This window comes from Paenibacillus sp. FSL M8-0142 (assembly GCF_038597315.1).
GTDB lineage: Bacteria > Bacillota > Bacilli > Paenibacillales > Paenibacillaceae > Paenibacillus_AQ > Paenibacillus_AQ lactis.
Genome location: NZ_CP152008.1, coordinates 4,511,943 through 4,535,346, shown reverse-complemented (window position 1 = coordinate 4,535,346; position 23,404 = coordinate 4,511,943). Strand labels below are relative to the sequence as shown.

Annotated in this window: 19 protein-coding genes; all 19 read left to right on the top strand. The window is 54.6% G+C overall.

Annotated features, from left to right (window positions below):
- The first annotated feature begins 1 nt into the window (after position 1).
- The 19 genes from NSQ46_RS20955 to NSQ46_RS20865 all read left to right on the top strand — a co-directional run bounded on the left by NSQ46_RS20955 (position 2) and on the right by NSQ46_RS20865 (position 23,296).
- Positions 2-952 (top strand): ABC transporter permease, encoded by a 951-nt coding sequence (locus NSQ46_RS20955; protein WP_007129453.1) that lies wholly within the window; start codon positions 2-4, stop codon positions 950-952.
- 13 nt (positions 953-965) lie between these two features.
- Complete coding sequence (locus tag NSQ46_RS20950) at positions 966-1,961, top strand: ABC transporter ATP-binding protein (protein WP_007129454.1); 996 nt, start codon at positions 966-968, stop codon at positions 1,959-1,961.
- Positions 1,958-2,896, top strand: coding sequence for an ATP-binding cassette domain-containing protein (locus NSQ46_RS20945; RefSeq protein ID WP_007129455.1), 939 nt, complete (start codon positions 1,958-1,960; stop codon positions 2,894-2,896). The genes NSQ46_RS20950 and NSQ46_RS20945 overlap by 4 nt, the downstream gene beginning before the upstream one ends.
- Before the next feature lie 169 nt (positions 2,897-3,065).
- On the top strand, positions 3,066-4,697 hold the full coding sequence (gene bshC / locus NSQ46_RS20940; RefSeq protein WP_342574569.1) for a bacillithiol biosynthesis cysteine-adding enzyme BshC: 1,632 nt from the start codon (positions 3,066-3,068) through the stop codon (positions 4,695-4,697).
- Between the two features lie 41 nt (positions 4,698-4,738).
- Entirely contained in the window at positions 4,739-6,007 is a 1,269-nt protein-coding gene (locus NSQ46_RS20935; protein ID WP_144878354.1) for an adenosylhomocysteinase, read from the top strand.
- A gap of 209 nt (positions 6,008-6,216) precedes the next feature.
- Positions 6,217-6,654, top strand: coding sequence for a division/cell wall cluster transcriptional repressor MraZ (gene mraZ, locus NSQ46_RS20930; RefSeq protein WP_007129458.1), 438 nt, complete (start codon positions 6,217-6,219; stop codon positions 6,652-6,654).
- Positions 6,655-6,738: 84 nt separating this feature from the next.
- Positions 6,739-7,692 (top strand): 16S rRNA (cytosine(1402)-N(4))-methyltransferase RsmH, encoded by a 954-nt coding sequence (gene rsmH, locus NSQ46_RS20925; RefSeq protein WP_007129459.1) that lies wholly within the window; start codon positions 6,739-6,741, stop codon positions 7,690-7,692.
- A 31-nt stretch (positions 7,693-7,723) separates the two neighbouring features.
- Entirely contained in the window at positions 7,724-8,134 is a 411-nt protein-coding gene (locus tag NSQ46_RS20920) for a cell division protein FtsL (protein WP_342574567.1), read from the top strand.
- 17 nt (positions 8,135-8,151) lie between these two features.
- Positions 8,152-10,452, top strand: a complete 2,301-nt coding sequence (locus NSQ46_RS20915; RefSeq protein ID WP_342574566.1) for a penicillin-binding transpeptidase domain-containing protein — start codon at positions 8,152-8,154, stop codon at positions 10,450-10,452.
- Positions 10,453-10,539: 87 nt separating this feature from the next.
- Positions 10,540-12,486, top strand: coding sequence for a stage V sporulation protein D (locus NSQ46_RS20910; protein WP_007129462.1), 1,947 nt, complete (start codon positions 10,540-10,542; stop codon positions 12,484-12,486).
- A gap of 61 nt (positions 12,487-12,547) precedes the next feature.
- On the top strand, positions 12,548-14,032 hold the full coding sequence (locus tag NSQ46_RS20905; RefSeq protein ID WP_342574565.1) for a UDP-N-acetylmuramoyl-L-alanyl-D-glutamate--2,6-diaminopimelate ligase: 1,485 nt from the start codon (positions 12,548-12,550) through the stop codon (positions 14,030-14,032).
- Entirely contained in the window at positions 14,032-15,450 is a 1,419-nt protein-coding gene (murF, locus tag NSQ46_RS20900; RefSeq protein WP_342574564.1) for a UDP-N-acetylmuramoyl-tripeptide--D-alanyl-D-alanine ligase, read from the top strand. The genes NSQ46_RS20905 and murF overlap by 1 nt, the downstream gene beginning before the upstream one ends.
- Positions 15,451-15,454: 4 nt before the next feature.
- Complete coding sequence (mraY, locus tag NSQ46_RS20895) at positions 15,455-16,420, top strand: phospho-N-acetylmuramoyl-pentapeptide-transferase (protein ID WP_007129465.1); 966 nt, start codon at positions 15,455-15,457, stop codon at positions 16,418-16,420.
- 3 nt (positions 16,421-16,423) lie between these two features.
- The gene (gene murD, locus NSQ46_RS20890; protein ID WP_213614224.1) at positions 16,424-17,857 is read left to right on the top strand and encodes a UDP-N-acetylmuramoyl-L-alanine--D-glutamate ligase; all 1,434 of its coding nucleotides are present in this window, start codon (positions 16,424-16,426) and stop codon (positions 17,855-17,857) included.
- Between the two features lie 49 nt (positions 17,858-17,906).
- Positions 17,907-19,004: a stage V sporulation protein E gene (gene spoVE / locus NSQ46_RS20885; RefSeq protein WP_028406602.1), complete on the top strand. Its 1,098-nt coding sequence runs from the start codon at positions 17,907-17,909 to the stop codon at positions 19,002-19,004.
- A 5-nt stretch (positions 19,005-19,009) separates the two neighbouring features.
- Complete coding sequence (murG, locus tag NSQ46_RS20880) at positions 19,010-20,119, top strand: undecaprenyldiphospho-muramoylpentapeptide beta-N-acetylglucosaminyltransferase (protein ID WP_342574563.1); 1,110 nt, start codon at positions 19,010-19,012, stop codon at positions 20,117-20,119.
- A 157-nt stretch (positions 20,120-20,276) separates the two neighbouring features.
- Positions 20,277-21,182: a UDP-N-acetylmuramate dehydrogenase gene (gene murB / locus NSQ46_RS20875; RefSeq protein WP_213614222.1), complete on the top strand. Its 906-nt coding sequence runs from the start codon at positions 20,277-20,279 to the stop codon at positions 21,180-21,182.
- A gap of 16 nt (positions 21,183-21,198) precedes the next feature.
- Complete coding sequence (gene murA / locus NSQ46_RS20870; RefSeq protein ID WP_342574562.1) at positions 21,199-22,482, top strand: UDP-N-acetylglucosamine 1-carboxyvinyltransferase; 1,284 nt, start codon at positions 21,199-21,201, stop codon at positions 22,480-22,482.
- Between the two features lie 58 nt (positions 22,483-22,540).
- Positions 22,541-23,296: an FtsQ-type POTRA domain-containing protein gene (locus NSQ46_RS20865; protein ID WP_007129471.1), complete on the top strand. Its 756-nt coding sequence runs from the start codon at positions 22,541-22,543 to the stop codon at positions 23,294-23,296.
- Positions 23,297-23,404: the final 108 nt, after the last annotated feature.

The window sequence follows — 23,404 nt, the reverse complement described above, 5'->3', positions numbered from 1 at the left end:
CATGGCGACAGAACAGGGAATGCCTCATCCGGCCGCTCAGCAATTAACGCCTGAAGACTTCCGGAAGATCGGTCCGGATGAGAAGCAGTCCGAAGTCATCCAGCGGGAAAGCTTGTCTTCCTGGCGGGATTCCTGGGAACGATTGCGCAAGAATAAGCTTGCGATGACGGGCCTCGTTGTCATGATCCTGATTGTCATCATGGCGATCATCGGACCGATGATTTCGAATTATGACTATGAAACCAATGATTTGATGAATACGAACGCTCCGCCTTCCGCCGAGCATTGGTTCGGTACGGACGATCTGGGCCGCGACGTGTTTGTCCGCACATGGATGGGAGCTCGCATATCTTTGACGGTTGGCCTTGCGGCGGCAGCCATTGACCTGATGATCGGCGTTATTTACGGCGGCATTATGGGTTACTTCGGCGGGCGCGTCGACGAATTCATGAATAAATTTGCAGAAATTCTGTATTCCATTCCTTATTTGCTGGTAACGATTTTGCTTCTGGTCGTGTTTGAGCCGAGTCTTGGGACGATCATACTTGCCTTGACGATTACAGGATGGATCAACATGTCCTGGATCGTGCGAGGCGAAATTATGCAGCTGAAAAACAGGGAATTCGTGCTGGCTTCCCGGTCGATGGGCGCAAGCGCGCCGCGGCTGTTGTTCCGGCACTTGATTCCGAATGCGATGGGACCGATCATCGTTACATTGACGTTGTCGGTGCCGAGCGCGATTTTCTCCGAAGCGTTCCTGAGCTTCTTGGGTCTTGGCGTACAAGCGCCTGTCGCTTCGTGGGGCTCCATGATTAACGACGCTCTGTCGGGATGGATGTACTATCCTTGGCGGATGCTGTTCCCGGCTCTGTTTATCAGCTTGACGATGCTTGCATTCAACATTTTCGGTGACGGTTTGCGCGATGCGCTGGATCCGAAATTGAAAAAATAGGAGGTGGGAAGGTATGGAACCGATCTTGCAGGTTAAAGACCTCAACGTATCGTTTCGTGTCCGAGGCGGCGAGGTAAAGGCTGTGCGCGGCGTGAATTTTGAAGTCGGCAAGGGGGAGACGGTTGCCATCGTTGGTGAGTCCGGCAGCGGTAAAAGCGTTACCGCCCAGACCATTATGCGTTTGATTCCGTCGCCGCCCTCAGAGATCAAAAAAGGAGAGGTCATTTTCCAAGGACAGGACCTTCTCAAAAAAACGAATAAACAGATGGAAGCGATCCGCGGCAAGGATATCGGGATGATCTTCCAGGATCCGATGACCTCGCTGAATCCGACCATTAAAATCGGCAAGCAGATAACCGAGGTGCTCGTGAAGCATCAGCGCATGTCGTTCTCCGAAGCGAAGAAGCAGGCGATCGAAATGCTGAAGCTCGTCGGCATCAAGAATGCCGAGGAACGGTTTGATCAATACCCGCATGAATTTTCGGGCGGCATGCGTCAACGTGCGATGATCGCGATCGCGCTTGCCTGCAAGCCGACGCTGCTTATTGCGGACGAACCGACAACGGCGCTGGACGTGACGATCCAAGCTCAAATCATGGATGTCATGAAAGAAATGCAGCAGCGTCTCGGCACGTCGATTATTCTGATCACCCATGACCTTGGGGTCGTGGCCGGCATGTGCGATCGCGTGATCGTTATGTATGCGGGCGAAGTGGTAGAGACCGGAACGAAATGGGAGATCTTTAAAAATCCCCAGCACCCCTACACGAAAGGTCTGCTTCGTTCCATGCCGCGCCTGGATCAGAAGAAGGACGAGCCGCTCATTCCGATCATCGGAACGCCGCCGGATCTGATCAAGCCGCCTGTCGGCTGTCCTTTCTGCGCCCGCTGCGATGAGGCGATGAAGATTTGCGAACGGATCGACCCGGGAGCGACGGAATTCAGCGACACGCATATGGCGCGCTGCTGGAATTTGCATCCGATGGCGAAGGAGGCGCAAAGCTCATGAAGGATAACCATCTGATTGAAGTGAAAGGCCTCAAGAAATACTTTAATGTCGGCGGGGGCAATGTGCTCAAGGCGGTCGACAACCTGAACTTCTATATCCGCGAAGGCGAAACGCTCGGCATGGTCGGGGAATCCGGCTGCGGCAAATCTACGGCGGGTCGGACGATTCTGCGTTTGTACGAGCCGACGGCAGGCAGTGTTAACTTTAATGGTACGGACATTTACAAGCTGTCGCCGAAGAAAATGAAGGCGATGCGGCGCGATATGCAGATGATCTTCCAGGATCCGTATGCATCGCTGAATCCGAGATTTACGGTTTCGGATATTATCGGTGAAGCGCTGGATATTCACGGCATGGCCGGAAGCCGCGCAGAGCGCAAGAAGCGGATTGAGGAGCTGCTTGACATGGTCGGCCTGAACAGCGATCATGCAACGCGTTATCCCCACGAGTTCTCGGGCGGTCAGCGGCAGCGGATCGGCATTGCGCGCGCGCTTGCGGTCAATCCGAAATTCATCATATGCGACGAGCCGATCTCGGCGCTCGACGTATCCATTCAGGCTCAGGTGGTCAACCTGCTGAAGGATTTGCAGAACCGTCTCGGATTGACGTACCTCTTCATCGCTCACGACCTGTCGATGGTCAAGCATATCAGCGACCGCGTAGCGGTGATGTATCTCGGGAAAATGGTCGAGCTGGCGGACAGTGAAGAGCTGTATGCCAACCCGATCCATCCTTACACCAAAACGCTGCTGTCCGCCATTCCGATTCCGGATCCGGAAATCGAGGCGAACAAAACGCGTCTTAAAATGGAAAATGACATGCAGGGACCGATTTCGGCCGCCAAAGGAGAGGACGGAACGGTTCAGCTGGATGTGGATGATACCGAACTGGTCGAGGTATCCAAGGGCCATTGGGTTGCCAAGGCTTACGCATAATTCGGCCTTGACAAGTAGAAATAGCCGCAGGCAATCATGCCGGCGGCTATTCTTTTCCTTTGACGCACAATACCAACATTCGGTACAATCAAGAAAGGTTTTATTAGGTTAGAATAAATGATCGTACACATATTGGAATTTTGGCGACGAAAGAATAGGAGGCGACCTCATGAATATCGTTCCGGAACCATTACACCTCGCCTCGCGTCTTGCTCAGGACTATATTCACCGTTTCGATCAAGTCAGCGGATTATACGGTGGAGATTTCCGCAGCGAGCGAAGTTTTGCCGAGCGGGCAGCATGGCTGGACCTTTCGGAAGACAAGCGCACGCCGCGCAAGGCGCTGGTCAGTTGTCTTCGGGCATATAATAAGAAGCACAATAATCATCCTGCAGTACATACGTCGCTGGATTCACTGGAGCAGCAGGGTACGCTGGTGATGGTCGGCGGGCAGCAAAGCGGGTTGTTTACAGGTCCGCTGCTCGTTGTATACAAGGCCATCACGATCATCCAGTCTGCCCGGGAAGCACAGCGGCGGCTCAACCGACCGGTGGTGCCTGTATTTTGGATCGCTGGGGAAGATCATGATTGGGACGAGGTGAATCACACGTATTTCTTGTCCCCGGATCAGAGCCTTGCCAAGGTGAAGCTGGATCCGAAGGATGCACTGAGAACCTCTGTCAGCTATACGAAAGTAGACCGTGCGGATTGGGACGGGCTGCTGAACGAGCTGCAGCAGCAGCTACCTGACAGCGAACACAAGGGCGAGTTGTTGAGGCTGGTCAGCGAATCGGTCCAGGATGCCCCCTGTTTAAGCGATGCTTTTGCAAGGCTGCTCGGCGGGATGTTCGGCAAATACGGATTGATTTTACTCGATTCCGCCGACCCTGCGCTGCGGGAGCTGGAGGTTCCCGTATTCGAAGCGATGATCAAGCGTAATGAAGATTTATGCCGCTCCTACCAGGCTGCGGCTAAAGAAATCGCCGGACGGGGCTATGAAGTTCAGGCGGAGGCCGCGGAGAATGGGGCGAATCTCTTCTACGTGCATGAAGGCAGACGGCTTCTGCTGTTCCGTGAGGGGGATGTCTACACGGACCGGAAGGGCCTCGTATCCTTTACACGGCAGGAGCTTCTCGACGAGCTGCATAAGCATCCGGCCCGGTTCAGCAACAATGTGCTGACCCGTCCGATCATGCAGGACTCACTGCTCCCCGTACTCGGAACCATTCTCGGCCCAGGCGAGATTTCGTATTGGGCGATCACCCGCGACGCTTTTGCCGATCTGGGATTGCGGATGCCGCTGATCATCCCGAGAATGTCCTTTACGCTTCTGGATGGGACCGTTCATAAATACATGGATAAGTATGAGCTGACCTTCCAGGACGTGCTGCTCAATCTAGCGGAGAAGCGGGATGCGTGGCTGGCTGGCCAAGACAAGCTGAATTTGGATGAACGGTTTGCCCAAACGAAGGATGCGTTTGAGACGCTGTACCAGCCTTTGATAGAAGATATTGGTAAAATGCAGGCGGGACTGTTAAAATTAGGGGAAACGAACCGCGAGAAAATCTTGGAGCAGATGGATTTCCTGCTCAGCAGATCAAAAAGCGCATTGGCCCAGCAGCATGAAGCAGCTTTGGCGCAGTGGAAGCGGATCGAAGTGTCGCTTCTGCCTGAGGGCAGCCCTCAGGAAAGGGTGTACAACATCGTAGAATACATGAACCGCTACGGGCTGACTCTGGTGGACCGCCTGATGGAAATCCCGTATGAAGGTTCGGGCACCCATCGTGTCGTATTCATATAATAAGCCGGTATGCATTAAACAGACCATAGGAGGTTAGTTGTATGAGCTCATCTGCATTACAGAACAGCAGCATCGCCGACGTCAAGTTGGCGCCGGAGGGTCATTTGAAGATTGATTGGGTGAAGGCGCACATGCCGGTACTGAACCGGGTGCGGGAGCAGTTCGAACGGGAGCTTCCGTTCAAAGGCTTGAAGGTCGCCATCTCCTTGCATCTGGAAGCGAAGACCGCCTATCTTGCAAAAGTCATTCAGGCCGGGGGAGCCGAAGTGACCATCACCGGCAGCAACCCGCTGTCCACACAGGACGATGTGTGCGCGGCTTTGGTGGAGGACGGCATTACCGTGTTCGCGAAATATAATCCCGATCCGGAAGAATATAAACAGCATCTCATCTCGACATTGGAGACGAGACCCGATCTCATTATTGATGACGGCGGCGATCTCGTTACGATTTTGCATGCTGAGCGCACAGACCTGCTTGAAGGGGTTCGCGGCGGGGCGGAAGAAACAACGACCGGCATTCTGCGACTAAAGTCCCTGGAGAAAGAAGGGGCGTTAAAATTCCCGATGGTGGCCGTCAATGATGCATACTGCAAATATTTATTCGATAACCGCTACGGTACGGGCCAATCCGTATGGGACGGCATTAATCGGACGACGAATCTGGTCGTGGCTGGAAAAACAGTGGTTGTCGTCGGCTACGGCTGGTGCGGCAAAGGGGTTGCGATGCGGGCCAAAGGTCTTGGTGCCAATGTCATTGTTACCGAGGTGGATGCGATTAAAGCGGTTGAAGCCTATATGGACGGCTTCCGGGTGATGCCGATGCGCGAAGCGGCGAAGCTGGGGGATTTCTTCGTTACCGTAACCGGCAACCGCGACGTAATCAGCGGCGAGGACTTCGATGTCATGAAGGACGGAGCCATCCTATCGAATGCGGGACATTTCGATGTGGAGGTCAACAAGCCGGATTTGGCCGAGCGCGCCCAGTCGGTTCGCACCGTTCGCCGCAATATTGAGGAATATCATCTGAAAGACGGACGCAAAATTTACTTGCTGGCCGAAGGCCGCCTCGTCAATCTGGCAGCGGGCGACGGCCATCCGGCTGAAATTATGGATATGACCTTTGCGCTTCAGGCGCTGTCCCTGAAGTATGTAAATGAACAATATCAGCAGATCGGTACGCGGGTGCTGAACGTTCCTTATGAGTTGGATGAGCAAGTGGCGCTTTATAAGCTGGAAAGTCTAGGCATTCAAATCGACAGCTTGAGCGCTGAGCAGAAAGCTTACTTGGATAGCTGGGCCCAGCATTAAACCTATACGGCACCTTAACACTTGAGAACCTCCTTCCATTCCCGGCAGGGATTTGGAAGGAGGTTCTTTGGTGCGGTCATCTTGAGAGAAATAACCAAAAAAACAAAATCCCGCTTGAAGGAATTTGATTCTTGACGCCGAATCTATTATCCTAAAGTGGTGGAAAGTGGTGCAAAGTGGGGAAACGGGGTTAAGGGGTGGAATGCCTGATGTTTATGGGGGAGTTTCAGCATAGCATTGATGACAAGGGAAGAATCATCATCCCCGCTAAATTTCGGGAGCTCTTAGGCGCCTCGTTTGTTGTTACCCGCGGATTGGACCAATGCCTATTTGTATACCCCAGAGAAGAATGGTCCATTATGGAGCAGAAGCTCAAATCCCTGCCGCTCATGAAGTCGGATGCCCGCGCATTCACCCGGTTTTTCTTTTCCGGGGCAACCGAATGCGAATGGGATAAACAGGGAAGGGTAAATTTGCCGGGCAATTTGCGCGAGTTCGCCAAGCTGGAGAAGGAGTGCGTCGTTATCGGCGTATCCAACCGCGTGGAGATCTGGAGCAAGGAGCAGTGGCAGAAGTACTACGAGCAGTCGGAGGAGACATTCAACGACATCGCCGAGAAGCTGGTCGATTTTGATTTCGATCTTTAAACGGCTTGCAGTAGTACTTGACGATTGAGCAGCAAATGTAAACGACTAGAATGTTGAATTCAGACACAATGGAGGGCTGCAGCTTTGTTCCATCACATCACGGTGCTTAAGCAAGAAGCGACAGAAGGGCTGCGCATCAAACCAGATGGTATATACGTTGACTGTACGCTTGGAGGCGCGGGGCATAGCTCGCTCATTGCTTCCCAGCTAAGTTCGAAAGGCCGGTTGATCGCATTGGATCAGGACGATTGGGCATTGAATAATGCCCGGGAAGTAATGAAGCCTTACGCAGACCGGATTACGCTCGTCAAGACGAATTTTCGGGATCTGGAGGAGGTGCTCCGGAGCGAAACGACGCCAGGCGGGAACGAACAGCCGCAAGTTGACGGTATACTCTTTGATTTGGGCGTGTCTTCTCCCCAATTCGATGAGGGAGAGAGAGGGTTCAGCTACAATCACGATGCGCCGCTGGATATGCGGATGGATCAATCCGCCGAGTTGACCGCTGCAACGATCGTCAACGAGTGGCCGGAGCAGGAGATTTCGCGAATTTTGCACGAATACGGCGAGGAGAAATTTTCACGCCGCATCGCCAAGGTCATTGCGGAAAGAAGGGCACAGAGGCCTATTCAGACAACCGGGGAGCTTGTCGAATTAATTAAGGAAGGAATTCCGGCAGCGGCAAGACGTACGGGCGGCCATCCGGCGAAGCGCAGCTTTCAGGCGTTCCGGATTGCGGTCAATGATGAGCTTGGCGCATTCCAGGATGCGCTGCATCAGGCGGTGAGATGCCTCGCCCCGGGGGGAAGAGTGTCCGTGATCACGTTCCATTCGCTGGAAGACCGGATCTGCAAGCAGATTTTCAATTCGTATATTCCTAAATGCACTTGCCCTCCGGATTTTCCAATGTGCGTATGCGGAGGCGGCCAGGGGGATTTGAAGCTGGTGAACCGCAAGCCGATCATACCGTCGGCGGAGGAAATTGAGGGCAATCCGAGAGCAAGATCGGCGAAGCTGCGAATTGCAGAAAAACAGTAGCACACATTATACCTGAAGAAGGAGAATCGCCATGGCATACACACGCGGTAATTTGGCTGTACAGGAGAGACAGAAGGAAACGCAGTCCGCCTATCTCGAGAAGACGAAAGTCATCAAACGCCGTTCCCAATTACCCCAGAAAGAAAAGCTTCTGTATTTGTTGTCCGTGGTATTCATGGTTGTCGTCATGGGCGTGATCGGCATGAGCCATGTTCATTCCTATGACCTGAATCGGCAGATTCATGTAACGGAGAATAATATTCAGAAAGGGAAACGGACGGTTACACAGCTTCAAGTCGAGAAGCAGACGCTGGAGATGCAAATTTTGGACAAGGCAAAAGAGCTTGGCTACGTGCCCATTGATGAAACAGACGCCATTCATTTGTCGCCGGTTTCCGGACAATCCGGAACAGAGGCTTCGAAATCCGGACAAAATGATTAAAGTGTGAGGTTACGCCAATGGTTAAAAAAATCAAACTGCGCACCGTGCTAATAGGGGGATGTATAACCCTCTTTTTTGCTTTATTAATTGGTCGGGTGTTCTGGCTGCAGGTCATCGACAACGATTTCTGGAAGGCGCAAGCGATGAAGCGCTGGTCCCGCTCGCAGGATCTCCCGGCATCCCGGGGGACGATCATGGACCGGGACGGCGATATTCTGGCCATGGATGCGCCGGCCTATACCGTGGTCGTCAATCCGAAGGTCATTCAGGCGAACGGCCTGGAGGAGGATGTCGTTAAGGGGCTGCATGACATTCTCGGCAAGGATGAGGACGAGCTTCGGGAAATGGTCCGGGCCAAGAACGATAAGGGAGAATATCTGCATGGGCGCGAGGTCCGCAGCGAGGGCTGGAAGATCGACGAGGAGACCAAGGACAAGGTTGAAGAGCTGAAGAAGAGCCTGGAGCAGATGCTAAAGAAAGACGGTAAGATCGCCGATTCGGGCATCGACCTCCGGCTGGAACAGAAGCGCTACTATCCGAAAGATACGCGGGCAGCGCATGTTGTAGGATATACGGATCTCCAAGGAAAAGCGGTCGGCGGCATTGAGGCCTTTTACGACGACTACTTGCGGGGAAAGGACGGGTTTGCCTCCTACAAGAGCGACAAGAAGGGCGTCAAGCTGCCGAGCCAGGATGATTTATACCAGCCTGCCATAAATGGGAAAAATTTATTGCTGACGATCGATGATACAATCCAGTATTATATCGAGGACGCGATGCGCGAAACGTTTGACAAATACAAGCCGATCAGCATGACGGTGATCGCGGCGGATCCGAAGACCGGAGAAATCCTCGGCATGGCGAACCTGCCGACCTATAATCCCAATACATACTGGGAATCGGAATACAAGAACTTTTACAATCATGCGGTAAGATCGCGGTACGAGCCGGGGTCAACCTTCAAGATCGTCACCTTGGCCAGCGCCATCCAGGAGAAGCTGTTCAACCCGAATGCAGCTTACCAGTCAGGTACCATCCGGGCCGGGGGGCGAACCCACAAAGACATCCGTCCGGAAGGATGGGGGCCGATTACGTATCTGGAAGGCGTAAAGCGGTCGAGTAACGTGGCCTTCGTCAAGCTGGGGTACGAAATGCTTGGCAAGGAGCGGCTCACCAACTATATCAAGCAATTCGGCTTCGCGGAAAAGACCAACATCGACCTTCCGGGCGAAACCTCCAGCATCCTTAATATGACTTATGATGCGGATATCGCCTCCATGACCTACGGCTATGCCGTATCGGTCTCGCCGATCCAGCAAATTGCGGCCATCTCGGCCGTCGCGAACGGCGGCAAGCTGATGAAGCCGCATTTGGTGAAGGAGATCGAGGATCCGAACACCGGCAAGACCGAGAAGATCGAGCCGGAGATGGTCCGCCAGGTCATCTCGCCCGAGTCAGCCAGGGAAACCGGCAAATATCTCGAGCAGGTCGTTGCCGACGAAGACAAAGGTACGGGGCACGCGGCATATATCGACGGTTACCGGGTAGCAGGGAAGACAGGTACTGCCGTTAAATCCACTGGCGGTTATAAGGATACAACCAAGCAGGTTGTCTCCTTTATCGGTTACGCGCCGGTGGAGGATCCGAAGATCGCCGTCCTGGTCATTATCGACGAGCCGAACGAGGAAGTCGGTGGAGGTAAGCTCGCTGCCCCGATTTTCAAAGAGATCGTATCCAAGTCGCTGACTTACTGGGGCGTCCCGAAATCGAATGCAGAGGAGAAGGGCAAGTCGAAGGAGACCGTAATTCCCGACGGGGCTTATGAAGCTCCGAAAATGACGGGCATGAAGGTAAGCGAAGCGAAGGCCAAGCTGCTCGAGGAGGGCGTTGTATTCGAGACGCTCGGCAGCGGAAGCACCGTGAAGAAGCAGTTTCCGGAGCCAGGCACGCCGATCAGCGGCGCGCAGCGCATCTATCTCTTGACCGAGGATGAAGCAACGATGTCAATTCCGAATTTGCAGGGCGAGTCGCTTCGCGATGCGATGGAGGTTCTGACCCTGATGCGGGTCAAGGTCATGGTCCAGGGCGAAGGCTACGTTACCAAGCAAATGGAAACGAGTGAGAACGGCCAGCGGACCGTGCATCTGACACTGACGCCTGCCGAGGATAAGTCGGAGGCAAGCGACAGCGGAACCGGAGCTGAAATCGAAACCGAAACCGAAAACGAAAACGAAGCTGAATCCGGAACCGCAACTCAAGAAGAGAAGGCAACCGATGCCGCCGACCAGGCGGCGGGAAGCGAAGAGGACAAGGAATAGCTTGTTCTATCCCCGGTTTGTCCCGAATACTCATGTGATGAAGGCATTTCATGAGCTTTCGGGTTCAAACGGGGAGGGAAGCTTAAGGTGAAAGTATCCAAGGTATCACAGCGGCGCCGTCTGCTCTGGAGCCTGCTGCTGCTGCTCCTGCTGTTCTCGGCATTGATCGTCAGGCTGGGGTATGTCCAAATCGGAAAGGGCGCGGAGCTGTCAGCGAAAGCAGAGGAGCTGTGGCGCCGGGCCATTCCGTTTTCGGCGAAGCGGGGCGAGATTCTCGATAGAAACGGCACCGCGCTTGTAACCAACATCACGACGCCGACCATATGGGCCATTCCGGCGCAGATCCAAAACCCCGATGAAACAGCCAAGACGCTCTCCGGGATGTTGGGGGTAGGCGAAGCCGATGTGAAGAAGGCCATTACCAAACGGAAATCCATGGTGGAACAAATCAAACCCGGAGGGCGTAAAATTACGATGGAGCTGGCGCAGGAAATTCGTGATTTGAAGCTGCCGGGTATCGTTGTTGCCGAAGACAACAAGCGTTATTATCCATACGGCGATCTTGCCGCACATATTTTGGGATTTGCGGGAATTGACAATCAGGGACTTACCGGCTTGGAAGCGAAGCATGACGATAAGCTGAAAGGGTTCAACGGGAATATCTCGTACCTGTCGGATGCGGGGGGCAGGCTGATGCCGGGCTCCACCGAGACGTATAAGGAACCGCGTAACGGCTTGAATCTGGAGCTGACGATCGATAAATCGATTCAGTCCATTATGGAACGGGAGCTTGATCAGGCGATGGTGAAATACCAGGCCAATGGGGCTTGGTCCATCGCCATGAATCCGAAGACGGGCGAGATTTTGGCCATGGCCAGCCGTCCGAGCTACTCGCCAGCGAATTATCAGGAATTCTCCCCCGAGACGTACAATCGGAATCTTCCGATCTGGATGACGTACGAGCCGGGGTCGACCTTCAAGATCATCACGCTGGCCGCAGCGCTGGAAGAGGGGAAGGTGGATCTGAAACATGATCATTTCTTTGATTCAGGCGCAGTCGAAGTTGGGGGCGCTCGCCTCCGCTGCTGGAAGCGGGGCGGACATGGCAGCCAGACCTATTTGGAAGTCGTCCAGAACTCCTGCAACCCGGGCTTTGTGGCACTCGGCCAGAAGCTCGGCAAGGAAAGCCTGTTCCAATATATCCGCGATTTCGGCTTCGGCTCGAAGACGGGGATCGATTTGAACGGGGAGGAGAACGGCATCCTGTTCAAGCTGGACAACGTCGGGCCCGTTGAGCTTGCGACGACGGCCTTCGGCCAGGGGGTCTCGGTGACTCCGATCCAGCAGGTGGCCGCAGTATCTGCCGCCATTAACGGAGGCAAGCTCTACAAACCTTATGTGGCCAAGGCATGGATCCATCCGGAAACCGGCGAGGTGGTGGAGGAAGTGAAGCCGCAGATGGTGAGGCAGGTCATCTCGGAAGAGACGTCCAAGCAGGTCCGCGAAGCGCTGGAAAGCGTCGTGGCCAAAGGAACCGGACGGCCTGCCTTCATCGACGGCTACCGCGTCGGCGGGAAGACCGGGACGGCCCAGAAGGTCGTGAACGGACGTTATTCCTCCACCGAGCATATCGTATCCTTTATCGGCTTCGCGCCGGCGGACGATCCTGAGATCGTTGTGTATACCGCGGTCGACAATCCGAAGGGAATTCAATTCGGGGGCGTGGTTGCGGCTCCGATCGTGCAGAACATCTTGGAGGATGCGCTGCACTATATGAATATTCCGCCGCGGAAGGATCAGCTTCCCCGCGATTACAAATATGGGGAAGTGCCGACCGTAACCGTGCCGGATCTGGTTGGAGCGACGGTTCAGGAGCTCTACGAGGACTTGAACATGAACTTTAACCTGGCCAAGTCGGGGACCGGCAACACGGTCATTTCCCAGGCGCCGAAGCCGGGAAGCCGAGTGGAGCGGGGATCCACGATCCGTATCTACATGGGCGAGGCTCCGGACGAAGCGAAACACGAACATTAAGCCGTATCATCCGGATAGACGCCGTGCCGGATGATACGGATATATAGAGAGAGGGATATCCATGAAATTGAACGAATTATCATCCGTGCTGGCAGCCGCCGTGATCGACTGCGCCGGTGACGTTGAAATTACCGGAATCCAAGTTGATTCTCGGGAAGTAAAGCCGGGCGATCTGTTTATATGCCTTCCGGGTCATACCGTGGACGGCCATGACTTTGCCGCCCAGGCTGCCGAGCGGGGCGCAGTTGCCCTGGTCGTGGAGCGGAAGCTTGACATCCACCTTCCCCAGATCATCGTAAAGGACAGCCGGTTCGCGATGGCCGGGCTTGCCAATGCGTTCTTCAATCAGCCTAGCTCGCGGATGAAGATCATCGGCGTGACGGGAACGAACGGCAAGACAACGACCACCTATCTGATCGAGAAAATCATGAATGATCATGGTTTAAAGACCGGATTGATCGGAACCATTCAGATGCGATACGCCGGCAAGTCGTTCCCAATGCCGCGCACGACGCCTGAAGCGCTGGAGCTTCAGCGGAACCTGAACGAGATGGCCGAAGCAGGCATGCAGTGCTGCGTGATGGAGGTTTCCTCCCATGCGCTGGAGCAGGGACGCGTCAAGGGCACGGATTTCCGCACCGCGATATTTACGAACCTGACGCAGGATCATCTTGACTATCATCATACGATGGAAGAATACCGGGCGGCCAAAGGGTTATTTTTCTCCCGCCTTGGCAACGCTTTTCCCAAGGACGAACAGTCCCGCAAATATGCGGTCCTGAATGCCGATGACGAGGCTTCCGCATATTTTGCCAAGCAGACGGCTGCGGAAGTCATCTATTACGGCCTCGGCGAGCAGGCGGATGTGCGGGCCAGCAACATCGCGATTACTGCGCAGGGCACGTCGTTCCATGTGGATACCTTCCGAGGAAGCACGGATATATCCATCAAGATGGTAGGCAAGTTCAATGTATATAACGCGATGGCTGCCATTGCTGCAGCGCTGCTTGAAGGCGTTCCGCTTGAGGACATTAAGAGCAGCCTGGAATCCGTTCCGGGTGTCGACGGCCGGGTTGAGGTTGTCGATGAGGGCCAGCCGTATGCGGTGATCGTCGATTATGCGCATACGCCCGACGGGCTCGAAAACGTGCTGCGGACGGTCAATGAATTTGCGGAAGGACGGGTGCTGACCGTGTTTGGCTGCGGCGGCGACCGTGACCGCACCAAACGGCCGATCATGGGTAAGATCGCTGCCAAATACAGCGATATCGTGCTTGTTACTTCGGATAATCCGCGAACCGAGGACCCGGGAGCGATCCTTAAGGATATTGAGGCGGGATTGGTTGAGGACGGCGTGTCCGAAGACCGCTACAAGCTCATTGTCGACCGCCGCGAAGCCATTCAAAAGGCTATTGAAATGGCAAGCCCGGGCGATGTAGTATTGATTGCGGGGAAAGGTCATGAGACCTACCAGCTGATTGCGGGCGAAGTGCTTGATTTTGACGACCGCATCGTAGCCAAAGACGCGATAAGGGGCAGACAATAGTGATCCATAAATCATTGCGGAGCATTGCCGACATGTGCGGCGGTACGCTCTCACGAAACCAAGACAACGATATTGTAATTCAAGGAGTCGCAACCGACTCCCGCACGATACAGCCGGGCAATCTGTTTGTTCCGATTGTCGGCGAAAAATTCGACGGACATCAATTCGGGGCGGCTGTGCTTGCAGCTGGCGCCGGCGCGCTGCTATGGCAGCGGGATCATGACATGGTCCCTGACGGTCCTGTCATCCTTGTGGATGACACTCTGTCGGCTCTTCAGAAACTTGCAGCCGCTTATTTGGCAGAGAGCCGCGCCAAGGTGGTCGGCATTACCGGCAGCAACGGCAAGACAACCGTGAAGGACATGGTGACCGCGCTCCTCGAAACCCGTTACAAAGTTCATAAGACGCAGGGCAATTATAACAATCATATCGGTCTTCCGTTAACGGTGCTTGCGATGAAGGAAGATACGGATATCGCGGTGCTCGAGATGGGGATGAGCGGCCGGCATGAGATTGAGCTGCTCTCTTCGATTGCGCGCCCGGATATCGCGGTTATCACGAATATCGGCGAAGCGCATTTGCTTCAGCTCGGCTCGCGGGAAGAGATTGCCCGGGCCAAGCTTGAAATCGTGAGCGGCATGAAGCCCGGCGGATTGCTGGTATACCATGGTGATGAGCCGCTGATCGATCAGGTGCTGCAGGAGCCGGGAACGGTCAAGCCGGCGTCCATGAACACCTTTACGTTCGGCAGCCGGGACACCAATGACGCTTATCCGACAGGCATGATGTTTCACGCCCGCGGCATTGTGTTCACCTCGAACCGGTATGAGGGCGAGGGCTTCAGCCTTCCGCTGCTCGGACGCCATAATGTCATCAACGCTCTGGCTGCCATGGCGGTAGCGACCCATCTGGGCGTCAGCGACGAGGAGATTCGCCGCGGCTTCGCTGGTCTCAAGCTGACGAGCATGCGGATCGAGGCGATTGAGACGAACCATGGGGTGACGGTGCTGAACGATGCCTACAATTCCAGCCCGACGGCCGCGAAGGCTGCGATCGATGTGCTGGGCGACATGAAGGGATACCGGTGCCGCATTGCCGTTCTTGGGGACATGCTTGAACTTGGGCAGCGCGAGCGGGAATTCCACGAAGAGATCGGAAGCTACCTTTCGCCGGATCAAGTGGAGCTCGTATTGACCTACGGTCCATTGTCTCAGCACACGGCGGAGGCGGCAAAGGCGAATTACCCGGACGGGGCTGTTCTTGCGTTCACGGACAAGGAACAGCTTATAACGGAGCTGCTGAAGCGGGTGACCGAGAAGGACATCGTATTGGTGAAGGCTTCGCGGGGAATGAAGCTGGAGCATGTGGTCGATGCGCTTAAAGCCCTGCCTGGCGGCAACAACGGAGTGAGGGGGTGAGCTTATGGACTTTCAGCTGCTGTTATTGACCATCGGTGTAGCGTTTATACTGGCTGTCATTTCGGCCCCGCTGCTGATTCCGTTGCTTCGCAGGTTGAAGTTCGGACAGCAAGTGCGAAACGACGGTCCTCAAAGCCACCTCAAAAAAGCAGGTACGCCGACAATGGGCGGCGTCGTCATTCTGCTTGCGTTCACGCTGACGTTTATCAAGTTTTCGCCGGTCGATACCGATTTTTATGTGCTTCTAGTGGCAACATTGGGCTTTGGCCTGATCGGATTTCTGGATGATTATACTAAAATTGTATTCCGCCGATCGTTGGGACTGACCCCTCGGCAGAAGCTGTTCGGACAGCTTCTGTTCTCGGGGATCATGTGCTGGCTGCTCATTTCCAACGGACACAGCACGGCGATCGGGGTACCGGGGATGAACTGGTCATTCGACTGGGGGCCGTGGTTCTATTATCCGTTCATCGTTCTGATGATGATGGCCATCAGCAACGCGGTCAATTTCACGGACGGTGTGGACGGACTGTTATCCGGCGTCAGTGCGATTGCTTTCGGAGCCTATGCCATTGTGGCGATCCAGTCGACCTCTTTCGCGGCGGCCTTCTGCGCGGCGGCGATGATCGGCGCGGTGCTCGGGTTTCTGGTGTTTAACGCGCATCCGGCCAAGGTGTTCATGGGAGATACAGGCTCGCTGGGGATCGGGGGCGCGATCGGAGCCATCGCCATCGTGACGAAAAGCGAGCTGTTGTTCCTTATCCTCGGAGGCGTATTCGTCATCGAGATGCTTTCCGTCGTGCTCCAGGTCATCTCGTTCAAAACAAGAGGCAAACGCATCTTCAAGATGAGCCCGATCCACCATCACTTTGAGCTGTCCGGATGGTCGGAGTGGCGCGTCGTCATCACATTTTGGGCCGTGGGACTGGTATTGGCGGGACTCGGGCTCTATATCAACAAGGGGTTGTAGCATATGAAGCATCCAGATGAATACCGGGGAAAGACCGTCGTTGTACTCGGACTTGCCAGAAGCGGCGTCCAAGTAGCCAAAGTACTGCATAAAGCCGGGGCGGAGGTCACGGTGAATGATCGAAAAGAAAGAGAGCAGTGTCCCGAAGCGTCGGAGCTCGAAGCTTTGGGCATTTCTGTTATTTGCGGGGGGCATCCGGATGACTTGATTCATCCCGGCGTGGCGCTCCTCGTCAAAAATCCCGGCATTCCTTATTCGGTTCCGCCTGTTCAGAAGGCAATGGAGCTGGGAGTTCCGGTCGTAACCGAGGTAGAGGTCGCCTATCATATTTGTGCAGCGCCGATGATCGGCATCACCGGCTCCAACGGCAAGACAACGACGACGACCTGGGTCGGTCAGCTGCTGGAGGACGCCGGTCTGTCCCCGATCGTTGCGGGCAATATCGGCACACCGCTGTCGGAGGCCGCCCAGGAGGCGAATCCGGACAATTGGATGGTCGTGGAGCTCAGCAGCTTCCAGCTCAAAGGAACCGAGGATTTCCGGCCGCGCATCGCCGCGCTGCTGAATATAGCTGAAACGCATCTTGACTATCATGGCGGGATGGACGATTATATCGCATCCAAAGCCAAGCTGTTCGCGAATCAGACGGCGGACGATACCGCTGTGCTCAATTGGGATGATCCCGTGTGCAGGAGCCTCGTCCCGTATATCAAGGCCCGCATTTTGCCATTCTCGATGAACGAAGTCCTTCGTGAAGGTGTTTACGTGATGCCGCCATACGGGGCTGAGGGTCAAATGCCGGGTGGCGAGGAGCCGGAGAGGACTGTCGTCTATACGGACGAAAAAGGCTTTACGCATGAGATCATCCGTGTGGAGAACATCGGATTGCCCGGCAGATTCAATGTCGGGAACGCGCTCGCGGCTTCGGCAATCGCAATTACGGCCGGCGTGAGTCCGGATAGACTCGAGCCGGTATTGTCCAGCTTCCGCGGCGTAGAGCATCGGCTTGAATTCGTTGACGAGCGGGACGGCATTGCCTATTACAATAACTCCAAGGCGACAAACTCCAAAGCAACCAACATGGCGCTAACCTCGTTCAAGGAGCCCATCGTGCTCATTGCAGGCGGTCTTGACCGCGGCTCGGATTACGAGGAGCTCGTGCCTTCTCTTAGAGAGCGGGTGAAGGCTGTCGTCCTCCTAGGCCAGACGAAGGAGAAAATCGCGGCTGCGGCGGAAAAAGCCGGGTTAAAGCAAATTATCCTCGTCGATAATGGAAAGGACGCCGCCGATACATTGACTATGGCTGTCCAGGAGGCGGCCCGGCTTGCCGAGCCCGGCGATATTGTCCTTCTGTCGCCGGCATGCGCCAGCTGGGACATGTTCCCTTCCTTTGAAGTCAGAGGACGCATTTTTAAAGAGGCGGTGCATAACCTTTAAGTAGGGGGGTGGATAAGCCCCTACTAAGGATGTACGAGGTGGCCTTTCCATGAACAAGAACCGCCAGGCGCCCGATCTGTGGCTGCTTATATGCATTTTGGCCCTGCTGGCCATCGGGATCGTAATGGTATACAGCGCAGGCTCCGTGCTCGCCTTCCATGATTACGGCGATAAGTTTTATTTTGTGAAACGGCAGGCGTTTTTTGCTTGCCTCGGGCTTGCGGCCATGTATTTCACTTCCAAAATCGACTATAAAGTATGGATGAAATACAGCAAGCTGGTGCTGCTCGTCTGCTTCTTCCTGCTCGTTATCGTTCTGATCCCGGGGATCGGGGTCGTTCGGGGCGGCGCGAGAAGCTGGCTCGGCATCAGCTCGTTCGGCATTCAGCCTTCCGAGTTTATGAAACTAGGGATGATTCTGTTTCTATCTCGGTGGCTCAGCAAACAAGACTATGATATTACTTCATTCAGCAAGGGGCTGCTCCCGCCGCTAGGTTTGATCGGCCTTGCTTTCGGATTGATCATGCTGCAGCCGGATCTCGGCACCGGCGCGGTTATGCTCGGGGCTGCCATGATGATCGTGTTCACTGCCGGTGCGCGAATGAAGCATCTGGGATTTCTTGCTTTAGGCGGTGTCGCGGGCTTTGCCGGACTAATCCTTACGGCTCCGTACCGGTTGAAGCGGATTACGGGCTTTCTAGATCCATGGTCGGATCCGCTCGGGACCGGCTACCAGATCATTCAGTCGCTGTATGCAATCGGCCCCGGCGGCCTTGGCGGCCTCGGTCTTGGCATGAGCCGCCAGAAATATGCTTATGTGCCTGAACCGCAAACCGACTTTATCTTTTCCATCTTGGCCGAAGAGCTCGGCTTCATTGGCGGGCTGATCGTGCTGCTGTTGTTCGCGGCTTTGGTATGGCGAGGCATGAGGGTCGCCATGACGGTTCCGGACGGCTTCGGCAGCCTGCTCTCCGTAGGGATTGTCGGAATGGTCGCGATTCAGGTTGTCATTAATATCGGCGTTGTCATCGGAATGATGCCGGTAACCGGCATTACGCTGCCGCTGATCAGCTACGGAGGAAGCTCGTTGACACTGATGCTGACCGCGCTCGGCATTCTATTAAATATTTCCCGTTATGCGAGGTGAACAGTATGCGTGTCGTATTAACAGGCGGCGGGACGGGTGGGCATATCTACCCGGCTGTCGCCATTGCAAGGCAATGTGAATTGGAAGATCCGAAGACGGAATTTTTATATATCGGCGGGGAGCGGGGCCTGGAAAGCAAGCTGGTGCCCCAGGAGAAGCTCCCGTTTGAAAGCATTGATATTACGGGCTTTCGGCGCAAGCTGTCGTTTGAAAATGTGAAAACGATCATGCGCTTTTTCAAAGGCGTCCACCGATCGAAAGCGCTGCTATCGCAGTTTAAGCCCGATGTTGTGATCGGCACCGGCGGCTACGTATGCGGACCGGTCGTATACGCAGCTGCAAAATTAGGGATTCCGACCATGATCCATGAGCAGAATGCGATTCCCGGGCTGACGAATCAGTTTTTGAGCCGCTACGCGGATACGGTAGCGGTGAGCTTCGAGGGCTCCGAAAAGGCCTTCCCCAAAGCTAAAAGAGCGGTGTATACAGGGAATCCACGCGCGACGACGGTCCAATCCGCCAATCGTGAGCGTGGATTTGCTTCGCTTGGCATCCCGATGGACAGTCAGGTCGTTCTGATCGTCGGCGGAAGCCGGGGGGCCAAGGCGATCAATGATGCCATGATCGGCATGGCCTCTCATATCGGCCGTCTGCCAGGTATTCATTTTGTGTTCGTAACGGGCGATACTTATTTTGAGCGCACGCGTGAGGAGATACGCAGCCGCCTCGGCACGATGCCGAACCATCTTCATATCATGCCTTATGTTCATAACATGCCGGAAGTGCTTGCTGCGACTTCCCTGATTGTAAACCGTGCCGGAGCTTCCTTTCTGGCCGAAATCACTTCGCTCGGCATTCCTTCGGTCCTCATACCGTCACCCAATGTGACCAACAATCATCAGGAGGCCAATGCCAGACAATTGGAGGATGCAGGCGCATCGAGGATGATCCTTGAGAAGGACCTTACCGCGGAAACTTTGTTTGGGCGGCTTGAGGAAATCATGACAAGCCCCGATGTCCGGAAGTCGATGTCCGAGGCTTCCCGAAAGCTCGGGAAACCGGATTCCGCTGTCGTCATTGTGGAGGAAATCCGCCGGCTTACCGGTAAACGCTAAATCGGCTGGGCGATTGTCACACACCTATGGAGCCTGACATAAGATACTCTATAATCGTGACACACCCATGAGGCCGGCATTACAGACAGCGGCCATCTTCCCGCCAGTTTCGGGGGAATGGCCTTTTGTTTTGAAAGTCAAGGGAGGTTTATTTACAATGCAGCAGTGGAAATCGCTACTATCTGAAGCCAATGTCGGAGCCGTCTTATGGAATGAACCGCTGGCCAAATACACAACTTGGAAAATAGGCGGACCAGCCGATTGCCTAGTTGTTCCCGAGAATAAAGAGCAGCTCGCTGAGCTGGTCGCCCTTCTCCATGCCCATCGCATTCCTTGGACACAACTGGGACGCGGCTCGAACATGCTGGTATCCGATAAGGGCATTCGGGGAGCGGTGATCAAGCTGGGCCAGGGCTTCGAGGAGTTTCGTTTCGAGGGGGAGACGGTGACGGCAGGCGGCGGCCTGTCGCTCGTCAAGCTCAGTGTTCTGGCCGGGAAACAAGGATTATCGGGTCTTGAATTCGCCGGAGGCATCCCAGGATCGGTCGGAGGGGCCGTTTACATGAATGCAGGCGCTCACGGGTCTGATGTGTCACGCATATTTAAGTCCGCTGACATTGTACTGGATACAGGGGAATTGGTTACGTATGCTGCCAAAGATATGGCGTTCGATTACCGGCACTCCATTCTGCACGAACGAAAAGGGATTGTGACGGAAGCGGTATTTGAGCTCCAGTATGGGGACCGCAAAGAAATTTCAGCTCGGATGGCTTCCTATAAGGACCGCCGCCGGCGCACGCAGCCGCTCCAATCGGCAACGGCAGGCAGTGTATTTCGCAACCCGCCCGGCGACCATGCCGCGAGGTTGATCGAAGAAGCGGGTCTTAAGGGGCTGCGGATCGGAGGGGCGGAAATTTCGTTGCAGCATGCCAATTTCATCGAAAACACCGGTCAAGCGACAGCAGAGGACGTGCTCGCCTTGATTGAGCATATCAAGGAGACCATTGCGAAGAAGAACGGAATTCATATGGTACCCGAGGTGTATGTTCTAGGCGAGCGGTAAACTCGGAGGTGATACATTGGACAAATTGGTGATTGAGGGTGGAAGGCCCCTATCAGGAACCATACGTATCCATGGTGCGAAAAATGCAGCTTTGCCTATTTTGGCCGCAAGTCTGCTTGCAGAGGGGACCGTGAAATTAAGCAACGTCCCGCATCTGCTGGACATTGAAGTGATGCTCAGCATTCTCAGCCGTCTCGGTTCCAAATGCAAGCACGAGCTGGAGACGGTTACCGTGGATACCTCGTCTGCCAATTCGTTTCATGTCCCGGAAGATTTAATGAAGCAGATGCGATCCTCCATCTTCTTGATGGGACCTCTGCTGGCCCGTTTCGGTGAAGTTACCATTTATCAGCCAGGCGGCTGCGCGATCGGGGAGCGGAAGATCGACCTTCACCTGCAAGGGCTCCAGGCGCTGGGTGCGCAAATCGAGGAAAGCAGCGATAAAATCCATTGCAGAGCCAGCCGGCTGGTTGGAACGGATATTCATCTGGATTTTGCCAGCGTCGGAGCAACCGAGAATATCATGATGGCAGCGGCAACGGCGCACGGCACAACGGTCATTTCGAATGCCGCAAGGGAACCGGAAATTCAGGATCTTCAGCATTTTCTGAACAAAATGGGTGCTAACATCATCGGAGCGGGAACCGATACCATTACGATCCACGGCGTGGAGCGCCTGACGCCTTGCGAATACGAGATTATTCCCGACCGGATCGTGGCGGGAACCGTTATGATCGCCGCTGCCGTCACCCGGGGGAGCGTAACGCTGACGAAGACGAATCCGTCCCATCTGACCTCCCTTATGCATGTGCTGAAGCGCGCCGGTGTTCAAACCAGTATATGCAATGATATAATAAACATAAGCTGCATGAGCCGTCCAAAAGCGGTGGAACGAATCGTGACTTCGCCGTACCCTTCCTTTCCTACCGACCTGCAGTCCCAGGTGATGGTGCTGCTGTCTGTAGCGGATGGTTTCAGCGTGATGAAAGAAACGGTATTTGAAGGACGATTTAAGCATGTGGAGGAGCTTTCCCGGATGGGAGCCGATATCTCCACGGATATGAACTATGCCTTTATACGCGGTGTTCAGCGAATTTATGGAGCGACCGTAGAGGCAACCGACCTGCGGGCAGGTGCGGCTCTAGTCATCGCCGGATTGGCTGCGCAGGGGACGACGGTGGTTGAGCAAGTGCACCACATCGACCGCGGTTATGATCGGATTGAAAACATGTTCCAAGGCTTGGGAGCGCGTATTTACCGCCAGACTTCCGTACCGAAGCCGCTTGATTTAGCCAATTGAGGTCCTGGTCATCCCCTCCTTGCGGAGGGGGTGGCAGGTCTTTATGGAGAGAGAGGATATGTCTAATACTCATATACCTGTCCTGAAACAGGACAAGCCCAAACCGAGGGCGGCGAGAAAGATTATATGGATTCTGCTGCTATTGTTCATAGCCCTGCTGACGATTCTATTCTTTCGCTCGCCGATCAGCCAGGTTTCTGAGATTCAAATCAAGGGCAATACACTGAATACCAAAGAGCAGCTGATGGAGCAAAGCGGACTCCGGATCGGAGAGCAGTATTTCGGAGTCGATCCCGATGAGGTCAAGCAGCGATTAGCCGAGCTCGGCACGATTAAATCCGCTGAGGTGAATAAGAGCTTTCCCGGCGAGATCAGCATCGTGATCACCGAGTATCCTACAGTCGCCTATGAGCTGTCCGCCGACGGCGATTTTCAAGCTATCCTGTCCAGCGGGACTTCGGTTCCCGTTGCGGCCAGCGGAATCGCCGTAGAAAAGCCGATTCTGACCAAGTGGGACCCGGCCGATCCGAACAAGGCGAAGCTCAGCCAGGTGCTGGCCGAAATACCGAGCAGCATGACCTCCGACATTTCGGAGATTATGCCTTCGCCCACGCTTTCCTTCCCGGACAGGATCAAGCTGTACACGCGCTCCAAGTTCGAAGTCATCACCTCCATTTCGCTGCTTCGGGATAAGGTGGAGTATCTCAATCAAGTGACGGAATTGGAACAGCCGGGTATCATAACGATGCTGGAAGCTGACTCCTACGTGCCTTTCGAGGAAGAAGTTGAAGAAGAGGCTCCGGAAGGGGAATAACCCCCTACTCAGGCGTAGGAATAAATGGTACAATTGAAAGTATTGACAACATTGGGCTCTCATTTATATTTTATGTGTTTTACGGCTCTCAATAGTAAATGTTGGCAG